The organism is Pantoea deleyi, from assembly GCF_022647325.1.
GTDB lineage: Bacteria > Pseudomonadota > Gammaproteobacteria > Enterobacterales > Enterobacteriaceae > Pantoea > Pantoea deleyi.
This window is the reverse complement of sequence record NZ_CP071405.1, coordinates 771,041-784,096: the sequence shown is the minus strand read 5'-3', so window position 1 is coordinate 784,096 and position 13,056 is coordinate 771,041. Positions and strand designations below refer to the sequence as shown.

The window sequence follows — 13,056 nt, the reverse complement described above, 5'->3', positions numbered from 1 at the left end:
CGCCCGTCATGCGGCAATTACCGGCACGGATCCCGGAGTGGGATCAAAAACCGGCGATGCCCTGACGGGCCAGCTGCAGCGCAATAAACCACATGACCGCGCCGACCAGCAGATTAATGATGCGCTGTGCTTTCACCGTGCGCAGTCGTGGAGAGAGCCACGCCGCCAGCAGCGCCAGACCGAAGAACCACAGAACCGATGCGCTGATGGTTCCCAGCGCGAACCACTGACGCGCCGTGGCGGTCGGCAGCTGACCGCCCAGGCTGCCCAGCACCACGAAAGTATCCAGGTAGACGTGCGGATTGAGCCAGGTGACCGCCAGCAGCGTCGCGATAATCCGCCCGCGGCCCGGCTTTAACGGCTCACCCTCCGCCAGATCGGCGTCGCCGCGAAAAGCACTGCGCAGCGCGCCCCAGCCATACCACAGCAGAAAGGCGACGCCCGCCCAGGTGATCGCCATCAGCAGCAGCGGCGACTGGTTCAGCAGTGCGCTGCCGCCAAAGATACCGCCGCAGATCAGCAGGATATCGCTCAGCGAGCAGAGCGCCGCCGTCATCAGATGATACTGGCGCTTCACGCCCTGGTTCATCACAAACGCGTTCTGCGGACCCAGCGGCAGGATCAGCGCAGCACCCAGGGCAAGCCCCTGAAAATAGAGAGATAACACGGGATAACTTCCTCACAGGATCGAATGCGATGAAGTATAAAGAGAGAGGATAATAAGCGGAAATTGAAAGATTTAATCTGCGATTAGCAGAATTAATGGGCGACCGCAGCCGCCCAGAAAAGATTACTGCGGCTGTGCCCCGGCCGAAGCAGCCTCCGGCTGACGGTTGGTGTGCAGATGCACATCCATCTGCGGATAAGGAATGCCGATGCCTTTCTCATCCAGCGCCCGCTTGAAGTTCTTCATCAGGTCCCAGTAGACATTCTGCAGGTCTCCGCTGTTGCTCCAGCAGCGCACCACGAAGTTCAGGGAGGAAGCGGCCAGCTCGTTCAGGCCGATCTGGATACCTTTATCTTTCAGTACGCGGCTATCGGCTTCGACAACCTGCTGCAGTAAGGCGATTACTTCATCCACGTCCGCATCATAGGCGACGCCAATGATAAATTCATTGCGGCGAACCGGTTCGCGCGAGAAGTTGACGATGTTGCCACTGATGATCTTGCCGTTAGGCACCACCACGATTTTGCCATCTGCGGTACGCAGCGTGGTGGAGAAGATCTGCACCTGCAGGACGGTGCCCATGACGCCACCCAGATCGACAAACTCGCCGGTCCGGAACGGACGGAAGGTCACCAGCAGCACACCGGCCGCCAGGTTTGAGAGCGATCCCTGCAGCGCCAGACCCACGGCCAGACCAGCGGCACCCAGCACGGCGATCACCGAGGCGGTCTGGACGCCAATGCGTCCCAGCGCGGCGATCAGCGTAAAGGCGATCACGCCGTAGCGCACCAGTGCAGAGAGGAAATCCGCGACCGTCGCGTCGATGTGACGGGCGCGCAGCAGGCGATTGACGGTGTTAGAGATAATACGGGCGATGATCATCCCGACGATAAGAATGGCGATGGCCGCAACGATATTGACGGCGTAGCTGAGGATCAGCGCCTGATTCCGTATCAGCCAGTTGCCCGCGTTATTGATGCCGTCGACGACGTGTAACTCTTCCATTAATAAGCCCTGTTGTTAGATTCCCATCGGGGAATGACAAAACTGCCAGATGTAATCCGACACCCTGTGAACAAGGGTAATCAATTATCCGTTGAAGTGCCAAATCCCCCCGGCTTCCGGCGCGTTTAACGCATAAAAAAAGGCCCTTTCGGGCCTTTTTTGTACGGTAACGGTTATCCGTTACAGAACGTCGACAGCGTTAAGCTCTTTGAAAGCCTGCTCCAGACGCACGACCATTGAGGACTGGGCAGAACGCAGCCAGACGCGCGGGTCGTAGTATTTTTTGTTTGGCTTGTCGTCGCCTTCCGGGTTACCCAGCTGCGACTGCAGATAGCCTTCGTTCTTTTTGTAGTACTGCAGAATGCCGTCCCAGGTTGCCCACTGGGTGTCGGTATCGATGTTCATCTTGATCACGCCGTAGCTGATAGACTCTTCGATTTCTGCTGCTGAAGAACCGGAACCACCGTGGAAAACGAAGTCCAGCGCGTTGTGCGGCAGGCCATGTTTTTCACACACGAATTTCTGTGAATCGCGCAGGATGGTCGGGGTCAGTTTTACGTTGCCTGGCTTGTAAACGCCGTGAACGTTGCCGAAGGAGGCCGCAATGGTGAAGCGCGGGCTGATCGCATGCAGTTTTTCGTACGCGTAGTTCACATCTTCTGGCTGGGTGTAGAGCGCTGACGCGTCCATGTGGCTGTTATCCACGCCATCTTCTTCACCACCGGTGCAGCCCAGTTCGATCTCCAGGGTCATGTCCAGTTTGGCCATGCGCGCCAGGTACTTGCTGCTGATTTCGATGTTCTCTTCCAGAGACTCTTCTGACAGGTCGATCATGTGAGATGAGAAGAGGGGTTTACCATTTTTCTGGAAGTACTCTTCACCCGCGTCCAGCAGACCGTCGATCCACGGCAGCAGTTTCTTGGCGCAGTGGTCGGTGTGCAGGATTACCGGCACGCCATACTGCTCTGCCATCAGGTGAACATGGTGTGCACCGGCGATAGCACCGAAGATAGCCGCGCCCTGTGGCTTGTCAGTTTTGAAGCCTTTACCCGCGATAAAGGCCGCACCACCGTTAGAGAACTGGATGATGATTGGCGCTTTCACTTTCGCTGCGGCTTCAAGCGCCGCATTGATGGAGTCGGTGCCGACGCAGTTGACGGCTGGCAGTGCGAATTTGTTCTCTTTTGCAACTTTGAAGATCTTCTGTACGTCATCACCAGTGACAACGCCGGGTTTTACGAAATCAAAAATTTTAGACATGATTGTGTCCTGTTTCGTGACCGTTGTTCCCCTTGAGGAACGTCGATTTAAACGCCCAGTCGGGCAAGACTTCAGGCGATGCCGTCAGACATCGCCCCCAAAGGATTACTGCTTCGCACGCTCTTCCAGCATGGCAACGGCTGGCAGTTTTTTGCCTTCCACGAACTCCAGGAATGCGCCGCCGCCGGTCGAGATGTAGGAAATTTTGTCTTCGATGCCGAACAGATCGATAGCCGCTAAGGTATCGCCGCCGCCTGCCACAGAGAACGCGTCGCTGTCTGCAATGGCGTTAGCCACGATCTCGGTGCCTTTACGGAAATTAGGGAACTCAAACACGCCTACCGGGCCGTTCCACAGGATGGTTTTGGCATCCTTCAGGATGGCTGCCATGGCCTGTGCGGTTTCATCACCGAAGTCCATAATCTCTTCGTTATCCGCCACTTCCGAAACTTTTTTCACGGTTGAAGGGGCAGTTTCAGAGAATTCCGTGCCAACGCGTGAGTCAACCGGAACCGGGATACCATACTGGTCGCGCAGGCCTTTAGCCGCTTCAACGAAGTCGGGTTCATAGAGTGATTTACCGACCTTGTTGTCGATAGCCACGAAGGTGTTAGCGATGCCGCCACCGACGATCACGGTGTCCGCGATTTTCACCAGCGACTGCAGCACGTCAAATTTTGTAGAGACTTTAGAGCCACCGACGACCGCAACCAGCGGACGCTCAGGATTGCTCATCACTTTACCCAGCGCTTCCAGCTCAGCAGAGAGCAGCGGGCCTGCACAGGCGACAGGGGCAAATTTGCCGACGCCGTGGGTAGAGGCTTGTGCGCGGTGCGCGGTACCAAAGGCATCCATCACAAACACGTCACACAGGGCAGCATATTTTTTAGACAGCGCTTCGTCGTCTTTCTTCTCGCCTTTGTTGAAGCGAACGTTTTCCAGAACCACCAGCTCGCCAGCGCCCACTTCAACGCCATCGAGGTAATCTTTAGCCAGCGTCACGGTGGTGCCGTTCAGCTTCTCTTTCAGGTAGTTAACTACCGGCAGCAGTGAGAACTCTTCGTTGTATTCACCTTCGGTCGGACGACCCAGGTGAGAGGTAACCATTACTTTCGCGCCCTGTTTCAACGCCGCTTCAATGGTTGGCAGAGAAGCACGGATACGTGCATCAGACGTCACTTTACCTTCTTTAACAGGTACGTTCAGATCGGCACGGATCAGCACGCGTTTACCAGCCAGATCCAGATCGGTCATCTTAATTACAGACATGGTGAATCCTCTCGTTGATTCTCATAAGTTTTGCCAGACGCAAACCGCGTCTTACCTGAAACCACTTGCGGCCATCGCTAACGTTGTGTCGAGCATCCGGTTAGCGAAGCCCCATTCGTTGTCACACCAGACCAGGGTCTTGATAAGGTGTTGACCACTGACCCGCGTTTGTGTTCCATCCACAATGGCACTGTGCGGATCATGGTTAAAATCGACTGAGACTAACGGTAATTCCGTATAGTCAACTATACCACGAAATGCCCCCTCTGCTGCGCTTTGCAGCAGGGTGTTCACCTCGCACGCCTTCACGGCCTGGCGGACAGAAACGCTGAGATCGATAGCCGTTACGTTAATGGTCGGCACGCGTACGGCAATCGCCTCAAAGCGATCGTTGAATTTCGGAAAAATGCGGGTGATCCCGGCCGCAAGGCGCGTATCGACCGGAATGATCGACTGACTGGCGGCGCGGGTACGACGCAGATCGCTGTGATAAGCGTCGATCACCTGCTGATCGTGCATCGCGGAGTGGATCGTGGTGACGGTGCCGGACTCGATGCCAAAGGCGTCATCCAGCAGTTTGATCACCGGAATAATGCAGTTGGTGGTACAGGAGGCGTTGGAGACGATGCGGTCGCTGGCCGTCAGATCCTGCTGATTCACGCCATACACAACGGTGGCGTCGAGGTCATGGCCACCGGGATGCGAGAAGAGCACCTTCTTCGCGCCCGCCTGCAGATGCGCTTCGCCATCGGCGCGCGAGCCGTAGACGCCCGTGCAGTCCAGCACTACATCCACATCCAGTTCGCGCCAGGGAAGATCGGCAATGGCGGCGCGGTGCAGAATGCGCAGGGTATCGCCCCCGACACAGAGCACATCGCGCTCCTGGCGCACATCGAAAGCAAAACGGCCGTGGCTGGTATCATACTTCAGCAGGTGCGCCATACCGGTGGCCTCTGCCAGCTCGTTGATGGCGACCACGGTGATTTCCGCCCGCCGGCCCGTTTCATAGAGCGCGCGCAGGACGTTGCGTCCAATCCGGCCAAAACCATTTATCGCTACCCGTACCGTCATTTCTCTCCTGCCACGTCAGACTGAAAAAAACGTGCCGTTAGCCTGAGCGTTTCACTGCATTTTGTACAGGAGATTCTTACCCGGCATTGTCCGAAACCAGGGCGATCTGCCCGGCGACTGAAACGGTTCAGCTACAATAATAGAAGGAAGGAATAACGGGAATGACTGTGATCAATCTGCCTGCGTAAATTTGGATCTGCATCACAAAAACGGGCAAAAATCAGTTATTACTGCAGGAATAAAAGAGGAACAAGGGACGAAAATATCGTCCCCCCGGTTTTACGGCCAGACGGGTGCAGACCCGCCTGGCTGTTTTTTTACGCCAGCAGCGCCTTCGCTTTCGCGACCACGTTGTCGACGGTAAAGCCAAACAGTTCAAACAGCTGATCCGCAGGAGCCGATTCACCGAAGCTGGTCATGCCTACGATCGCGCCGTTCAGGCCGGTGTATTTGAACCAGTAATCTGCGATACCCGCTTCGATAGCGACGCGTGCGCTGACCGCTTTCGGCAGCACAGATTCACGGTACTCCTCGCTCTGCTTGTCGAAAGCATCGGTCGATGGCATGGAGACCACGCGCACTTTGCGGCCTTCGCTGGTCAGTTTGTCCCAGGCGCCTACCGCCAGTTCCACTTCGGAACCGGTGGCGATCAGGATCAGCTCCGGCGTACCTTCGCACGTTTTCAGCACGTAACCGCCGCGCGCGACGTTAGCCAGCTGTGCCGCATCACGTTCCTGCTGCGCCAGGTTCTGACGGGAGAAGATCAGCGCCGTCGGGCCATCTTTACGCTCAATGGCATATTTCCACGCCACGGCAGATTCTACCTGGTCGCATGGACGCCACAGGCTCATGTTTGGCGTGGTGCGCAGGCTCGCCATCTGCTCAACCGGCTGGTGCGTCGGGCCATCTTCGCCCAGACCGATAGAGTCATGGGTGTAGACCATGATCTGACGGATCTTCATCAGGGCCGCCATACGCGCGGCGTTACGCGCATACTCCACAAACATCAGGAAGGTTGCGGTGTAAGGCAGGAAGCCGCCGTGCAGCGCCAGGCCATTGGCGATGGCGGTCATACCGAACTCGCGCACGCCGTAATGGATGTAGTTACCGGCCGCATCTTCATTGATCGGCTTAGAGCCGGACCAGATGGTCAGGTTGCTTGGTGCCAGATCGGCTGAGCCACCCAGGTACTCTGGCAGAATTTTACCAAAGGCTTCGATGGCGTTCTGAGAGGCTTTACGGCTGGCGATCTTCGCCGGGTTAGCCTGCAGCTGCTCAACAAATTTCTGTGACTCTTCCTGCCAGTTCGCCGGCAGTTCGTTGCTGACGCGACGTTTGAACTCAGCCGCCAGCTCCGGATGCGCCTGCGCATAGGCAGCGAATTTCTCATTCCAGGCAGACTCTTTCGCCTGGCCCGCTTCTTTCGCGTCCCACTCTGCGTAGATGTCAGAAGGGATCTCGAACGGTGCGTGGTTCCAGCCCAGCTGTTTGCGGGTCAGTGCCACTTCGTCATCACCCAGCGGTGCGCCGTGTGAATCGTGGGTGCCCGCTTTGTTCGGTGAGCCGAAGCCGATCACGGTTTTGCACATCAGCAGTGAAGGTTTGTCACTGACGCTTTTCGCTTCGTCGATCGCCTTAGCAATCGCCCCGGCATCGTGACCATCGATGCCGCGGATCACATGCCAGCCATACGCTTCGAAGCGCTTCGCGGTGTCGTCGGTGAACCAGCCATCAATGTGACCGTCGATAGAGATGCCGTTGTCATCATAGAAGGCCACCAGCTTGCCCAGCTTCAGCGTTCCCGCCAGTGAGCAGACTTCGTGAGAGATACCTTCCATCATGCAGCCGTCACCCATGAAGACATAGGTGTTGTGGTCTACGATATCATGACCCGGACGGTTGAACTGGGCTGCCAGCGTGCGCTCCGCAATCGCGAAGCCGACGGCGTTTGCAATGCCCTGCCCCAGCGGACCGGTGGTGGTTTCTACCCCCACGGTATAGCCATATTCCGGGTGACCTGGAGTTTTTGAGTGCAGCTGGCGGAAGTTCTCCAGCTCGCTCATCGGCAGATCGTAGCCGGTCAGGTGCAGCAGGCTATAGATCAGCATTGATCCGTGACCGTTAGAGAGCACGAAACGGTCGCGGTCAGCCCACAGTGGGTTCGTTGGGTTGTGGTTCAGATAGCCACGCCAGAGGACTTCAGCGATGTCCGCCATACCCATTGGGGCACCCGGATGTCCCGATTTTGCTTTCTGTACTGCATCCATACTTAACGCGCGAATGGCGTTGGCAAGCTCTTTACGAGAGGGCATTTTCTACTCCAGGTCGGATTAATGCTTCGCACCTTAACTTATTGTTATTAATGAGTTAGCGGGCAAAACAAGGAAAAAGTTGCCCATCAATGTACATGAAAATCGGGGCAAAAGTACATGCTGTAAAACGCTAAATGCAGCCGCTTCGTCTGGCTTTTCCAGCCAACTCTGCTAGCAAAGTGCGGACGGGCACGCTATAACCAAAAAGTTTATTCACCTGACTGAGTTTCAGGTGTTTGTTTTTCTTACCTTGTTAAGAACGGGATAGAGCATGAAAATCCAGAAAACGGTATGTGCGCTGGGGCTGGCAACGCTGCTCAGCGGTTGTCAGGGTTTAGACAATAACGGGCTGATGCAGTCGGGCGCGCAGGCGTTTCAGGCGTATACCCTAAGTGACGCGCAGGTAAAACAGCTGAGCGATCAATCCTGTGAGCAGATGGACAAGGATAATCAGATTGCCCCGGCAAACAGCGACTATCAGCAGCGTCTGAACAAGATCGCGGCCGCGCTGGGCGATAACATCAATGGCGTGCCGGCCAACTACAAGGTCTATCAGACCAAAGATGTGAACGCCTGGGCGATGGCAAACGGCTGTATCCGCGTTTACAGCGGCCTGATGGATATGATGACCGACAACGAAGTGGAAGGCGTGCTGGGCCATGAGATGGGCCACGTCGCACTGGGCCATACGCGCAAGGCGATGCAGCTGGCGTACGCCACGACCGCAGCCCGCACGGCCGCCGCGTCGGTGGGCGGTGTGATCGGCTCCCTGTCGCAGTCACAGCTGGGCGAAATGGGTGAAAAACTGGTGAACGCCCAGTTCTCGCAGACCCAGGAGTCGCAGGCGGATGACTACTCCTACGATCTGATGAAGAAGCGCAACATCAATCCGATGGGTCTGGTGACCAGCTTCGAGAAGCTGGCGAAACTGGAACAGGGTCGCCAGAGTTCCATGTTTGATTCGCACCCGGCCTCTGAAGCGCGTGCGGAGCATATTCGTGAGCGCATAGCGGCGGACGCGAAGTAACGCCCAGGGCGGGCGCATCGGAAGGGATGCGCCTGTCACGCGGTTCAGCGGGCTAGCGGTGGAATATCTGATTTACCATCGAGCCCAGATCGAGTTTGTTCTCGTGCAGTGAAGCCTCGTCCATCTGCCCCTGCGGCGACATCCGGTCAATCAGCTGCGGCAGGATCGCCGCCAGCGCCCCTGTGGCTCCCTGCACATCCGTGCCCAGCTTCTCCGCCAGCGACTGCAGTTCAGCCTGACCAAACGCCGAGTGGATATCGCTGTGCGCCAGCGGCTGATTTGCGCCGGTGCCAATCCACGAGCTGAAGAGCTGGCCCAGTCCGCCCTGCTGGAATTTTTGCAGCAACACCTCGACACCGCCCTGCTCCTGCACCCAGTGCCAGACGGCCTGAAGCTGCCCCGGCAGATGCCCGTCACTCTGGTGGTTCTGCAGGGAACCCGCCAGGTCATCAAGAAAGCCCATGATTGCCTCCACGTTGAGAATGGGTATCACTCAGTTTAGTTGCTGATGCGGGATCGCGCCCGGACCACGGGCTGATGTGGCTGGCAGAAAGGGGGCGGGCGAGGCGTCGCCGCAGAGAGAGAAAAGCAGATGTAAACGCCTGCCGGACGCATCCGGCAGGCGTGGGATAGCGCGGGGATTAGCTTTTGTTCACAGCCTGAACATGCAGCATATCCAGCGCCAGCGTGGCCGCCGCCAGCGCGGTCAGATCGGCGTGGTCATAGCCCGGTGCGACTTCGACCAGATCCATACCCACAATGTTCATTCCCTGCAGGCCACGGATCAGCTTGGTCGCCTTGTCGGTGGTGAGACCGCCGATGACCGGCGTGCCGGTGCCAGGCGCATGGGCCGGATCCAGGCAGTCGATGTCGAAGGTCAGGTAGACCGGCAGGTCGCCAACGGTGCGTTTTACTTCGGCCAGGATATCGTCAACGCTGCGGTCATTGACCTGCGCCGCGTCCAGCACGTTGAAGCCCAGGCTCCTGTCGAATTCGGTGCGGATACCGATCTGCACGGAGTGCTGTGGATCGATCAGCCCCTCTTTCGGCGCGGTAAAGAACATGGTGCCGTGGTCGAACGTCGGGCCATTGGAGTAGGTGTCGGTGTGCGCATCGAAGTGTACCAGCGCCATCTTGCCGAAATGTTTCGCATGTGCGCGCAGCAGCGGCAGCGTAACGTAGTGGTCACCGCCGAAGGTCATCATGCGTTTGCCATTCGCCAGCAGTTTTTCCGCATGGGCCTGTAACTTGTCGGAGAGATCCTGCGAATCACCGAAGGCGTAAACCAGATCGCCGCAGTCGACGACGTTCAGACGCTGACGCAGATCGAAATCCCACGGCCAGCGGCAGCCTTCCCACGCCAGGTTGGTGGAGATCTGACGGATCGCACCCGGCCCCAGGCGGCTGCCCGGACGACCTGAGGTGGCGGCATCAAAAGGAACGCCGGTGATCACCCATTCGGCGTCGCTGTCATAAGGCTGGAAGTTCAGCGGGAAACGCATAAAGCCGAAGGCGTTAGAGACCAGGGAGTTGTCGTACTGATTGCCAAGCGTGTTGTACATAATTGCTCTCTCTATGTGCATGAGTCGGGCCAGGCCCGCAAGCCATGAAGGTTGAGATGAAAAAAATCCCCTCCGCGTCGTTAGGCCCGACGAGGAAGGGATTGAGTGTGTCAGATTATCGACATAGTGAACGACAACTGCAATATGCGATCGCCGCCTGCCCGCGTCGGTTACTCATCTTCTAAATAGGTGTATCCGTAGAGGCCGCTCTCGAACTCTTCGAGGAACTGCGCCCGCAGCTCGTCGTCGATATCGGACGTCTGCACCTGATTACGGAACAGCGTCATCAGCTCGTTGGGATCAAGCTGCACGTAGCGCAGCATGTCTGCCACCGTGTCCCCTTCGTCGGAGAGCTGCACTTCCACTTCGCCGTTCTCGCGCGCGTAGACATCCACCGCTTCGGTATCGCCGAACAGGTTGTGCATGTTGCCCAGGATCTCCTGATAGGCACCGACCATAAAGAAGCCCAGCATCGGCGGGTTATCCAGGTCATATTCCGGCATCGGCAGCGTGGTCGCGATACCGTCGCCATCGACGTAGTGGTCGATGGTGCCATCGGAGTCACAGGTGATGTCGAGCAGCACGGCACGACGCTCCGGCTTTTTGTTCAGCCCTTCCAGCGGCAGCACCGGGAAGAGCTGGTCGATACCCCATGCGTCCGGCATCGACTGGAACAGCGAGAAGTTCACGTAGATCTTATCCGCCATCCGCTCCTGCAGTTCGTCGATGATCGGACGGTGCGCACGGTTGCTCGGATCGAGATGCTGCTGGATGTAATGGCAGATGCTCAGGTAGAGCTGCTCCGCCCATGAACGCTGTTTGAGGTCGTAGGTGCCGGACGAGTAGCCGGTGTGGATATCAAACAGGTCCATCTGGCTGTCATGCAGCCATTCACGCAGCGAACGGCGGGTATCCGGCTCGTGCATCTCCTGCCAGGTTTCCCACATGCTGAGAATCGGACGCGGCGCATCCGGGTCCGGCGTTTCGGGTTCGCTGAACTCGTTACGCTCTACGCCGATAATGTTCGAGACCAGCACGGTATGGTGTGCGGTTACGGCACGGCCCGACTCGGTGATGACCGTCGGATGTTCCAGACCATGCTCATCACAGGCAGCACCGATCGCCCAGATCACGTTGTTCGCGTACTCATTCAGGCCATAGTTGACCGAGCAGTCAGACTGCGAGCGCGTGCCCTCGTAATCGACGCCCAGACCGCCGCCAACGTCGAAGCATTTGATGTTGACGCCCAGCTTCGCCAGCTCCACATAGAAGCGCGCCGACTCACGTACGCCGGTGGCGATATCGCGGATGTTGGCCATCTGCGATCCCAGATGGAAATGCAGCAGCTGCAGGCTGTCGATGCGACCCGCTTCGCGCATGATCTCTACCAGTTTCAGCACCTGAGTAGCCGACAGGCCGAACTTCGATTTTTCGCCGCCGCTTGACTGCCATTTGCCGGAGCCCTGCGACGCCAGACGCGCACGGATACCCAGGCGCGGCACCACGTTCAGACGCTCGGCCTCTTCCAGTACCAGTCGCACTTCGGTCATTTTCTCCAGCACCAGATAGACCTTGTGGCCCATCTTTTCGCCAATCAGCGCCAGACGAATATATTCGCGGTCTTTGTAGCCGTTACAGACGATCACCGAGCGGGTCTGACCCGCGTGGGCCAGCACCGCCATCAGCTCTGCCTTCGAGCCGGCTTCCAGTCCCAGCGGCTCACCGCTGTGGATCAGCGACTCGATCACGCGCTTGTGCTGGTTAACCTTGATCGGATAAACCAGGAAGTAGTCGCCGGTGTAGCCGTAAGATTCACGCGCACGTTTAAAGGCGGCGTTGATGGAGCGCAGACGGTGCTGCAGGATCTGCGGGAAGCAGAACAGCGCAGGCAGACGCTGGCCCTGGGCTTCGCGCTCTTTAACCAGTCGGGCTAAATCGACGCGCACCTCAGGACGGTCCGGATCCGGGCAGACGCTGATATGGCCCAGTTCGTTCACGTCGTAATAGTTGTTGCCCCACCAGGCAATGTTGTACGTGCGCAACATTTTGCTCGCATCCTGATCGTTCATTGCAACCTCCTGCATGGAGCGGAGTGTACCCTGTTCGCCAGCTGACGAACCTTTGATATTCTTCATGTCGTCAGACATCGCGAACCTCAATTTTCCGTTGAAAGATAAAACTGTTAGCCGGCTGTATGGCCGCTAATCTGAAAACCTGTCGCCACATTAAATGCAATGTCCTGTTCACCTGACATTATCGCCAGCGCGATTCACGCCTCAGCGTTAAGTGTAAAACACCCTGACCATCCCGGTTTAAACAGAAAACATTTAACCCTCGGTATAGACCAGAGATAACCGGCGTCGTTCCGCTGCGCAGCCGCAGAGAAGAAAAACCCTAAGAACAGAGGTAAAGATTAGCCGGTGCCTGTGTCGGTAAAATTACCGCACCGGACAGCGTATCGGCAGGGAGAAACAGATGGGAAGCAGGAGAGAGCCAGCGCAGCAGCGCAGCGCAGAGAACCGAAAGATGAAAACGCGTGGTTCATTACTTGAATCACCTCCGCATATGCCAGGGACACATGGAGAACAACCAGGGTGAAAGTCAGACCCGGGTCTGACAGGCGCGACGCAGACTGGAGCGTCATCCTTGCTGCTGCTAGTAAAAGCAGCGGCGTTTTATACAGTTTACCGGGCGGAAATGCAAAAAGATTATCGGGGAATTGTGTGTAGCCTCAGTAAATTATGCCGATAACAGTGGCAGGGCGAGAGCAGAAACAGAAAAAGGGCTGGCAATTGGTTTATCCTCTATCCTAAAATAGCCGTCCAGATGGTTTTCCATCTAAACAGGTTACGATCCAGGCGGTGTCAGCCTGCTGTGCTGATA

General features: G+C 57.1%; 10 protein-coding genes. 1 reads left to right on the top strand and 9 read right to left on the bottom strand.

The window, feature by feature from the left end:
• Positions 1–43 precede the first annotated feature (43 nt).
• The 6 genes from argO to tkt all read right to left on the bottom strand — a co-directional run bounded on the left by argO (position 44) and on the right by tkt (position 7,584).
• The gene (gene argO / locus J1C59_RS03820; RefSeq protein WP_128083920.1) at positions 44–667 is read right to left on the bottom strand and encodes an arginine exporter ArgO; all 624 of its coding nucleotides are present in this window, start codon (positions 665–667) and stop codon (positions 44–46) included.
• A gap of 123 nt (positions 668–790) precedes the next feature.
• Positions 791–1,672 carry a small-conductance mechanosensitive channel MscS gene (gene mscS / locus J1C59_RS03815; RefSeq protein ID WP_128083919.1) on the bottom strand — a complete coding sequence of 294 codons (882 nt, stop codon included), beginning with the start codon at positions 1,670–1,672 and terminating at the stop codon, positions 791–793.
• A gap of 180 nt (positions 1,673–1,852) precedes the next feature.
• Positions 1,853–2,932, bottom strand: coding sequence for a class II fructose-bisphosphate aldolase (gene fbaA / locus J1C59_RS03810; RefSeq protein ID WP_128083918.1), 1,080 nt, complete (start codon positions 2,930–2,932; stop codon positions 1,853–1,855).
• Positions 2,933–3,037: 105 nt separating this feature from the next.
• Positions 3,038–4,201: a phosphoglycerate kinase gene (gene pgk, locus J1C59_RS03805; RefSeq protein WP_128083917.1), complete on the bottom strand. Its 1,164-nt coding sequence runs from the start codon at positions 4,199–4,201 to the stop codon at positions 3,038–3,040.
• Positions 4,202–4,252: 51 nt separating this feature from the next.
• On the bottom strand, positions 4,253–5,272 hold the full coding sequence (gene epd / locus J1C59_RS03800; RefSeq protein WP_128083916.1) for an erythrose-4-phosphate dehydrogenase: 1,020 nt from the start codon (positions 5,270–5,272) through the stop codon (positions 4,253–4,255).
• Positions 5,273–5,589: 317 nt separating this feature from the next.
• Positions 5,590–7,584, bottom strand: coding sequence for a transketolase (tkt, locus tag J1C59_RS03795; protein WP_128083915.1), 1,995 nt, complete (start codon positions 7,582–7,584; stop codon positions 5,590–5,592).
• Between the two features lie 271 nt (positions 7,585–7,855).
• Between tkt and loiP the strand changes: the two genes are divergently transcribed.
• Positions 7,856–8,611: a metalloprotease LoiP gene (loiP, locus tag J1C59_RS03790; protein WP_128083914.1), complete on the top strand. Its 756-nt coding sequence runs from the start codon at positions 7,856–7,858 to the stop codon at positions 8,609–8,611.
• Between the two features lie 52 nt (positions 8,612–8,663).
• Here the strand turns inward: loiP and J1C59_RS03785 are convergent, their stop codons facing one another.
• From J1C59_RS03785 to speA, 3 genes are all read right to left on the bottom strand, one after another.
• Positions 8,664–9,074, bottom strand: coding sequence for a YidB family protein (locus J1C59_RS03785; RefSeq protein ID WP_128083913.1), 411 nt, complete (start codon positions 9,072–9,074; stop codon positions 8,664–8,666).
• A 178-nt stretch (positions 9,075–9,252) separates the two neighbouring features.
• Complete coding sequence (gene speB / locus J1C59_RS03780) at positions 9,253–10,173, bottom strand: agmatinase (RefSeq protein ID WP_128083912.1); 921 nt, start codon at positions 10,171–10,173, stop codon at positions 9,253–9,255.
• Positions 10,174–10,343: 170 nt separating this feature from the next.
• Entirely contained in the window at positions 10,344–12,320 is a 1,977-nt protein-coding gene (gene speA / locus J1C59_RS03775) for a biosynthetic arginine decarboxylase (RefSeq protein ID WP_128083911.1), read from the bottom strand.
• Positions 12,321–13,056 lie beyond the last annotated feature (736 nt).

Coding starts and splice junctions, on each gene's coding strand:
- mscS (WP_128083919.1), bottom strand. CDS start 1,672: ATGGAAGAGTTACACGTCGTCGACGGCATCAATAACGCGGGCAACTGG.
- fbaA (WP_128083918.1), bottom strand. CDS start 2,932: ATGTCTAAAATTTTTGATTTCGTAAAACCCGGCGTTGTCACTGGTGAT.
- pgk (WP_128083917.1), bottom strand. CDS start 4,201: ATGTCTGTAATTAAGATGACCGATCTGGATCTGGCTGGTAAACGCGTG.
- epd (WP_128083916.1), bottom strand. CDS start 5,272: ATGACGGTACGGGTAGCGATAAATGGTTTTGGCCGGATTGGACGCAAC.
- tkt (WP_128083915.1), bottom strand. CDS start 7,584: ATGCCCTCTCGTAAAGAGCTTGCCAACGCCATTCGCGCGTTAAGTATG.
- loiP (WP_128083914.1), top strand. CDS start 7,856: ATGAAAATCCAGAAAACGGTATGTGCGCTGGGGCTGGCAACGCTGCTC.
- J1C59_RS03785 (WP_128083913.1), bottom strand. CDS start 9,074: ATGGGCTTTCTTGATGACCTGGCGGGTTCCCTGCAGAACCACCAGAGT.
- speB (WP_128083912.1), bottom strand. CDS start 10,173: ATGTACAACACGCTTGGCAATCAGTACGACAACTCCCTGGTCTCTAAC.
- speA (WP_128083911.1), bottom strand. CDS start 12,320: ATGTCTGACGACATGAAGAATATCAAAGGTTCGTCAGCTGGCGAACAG.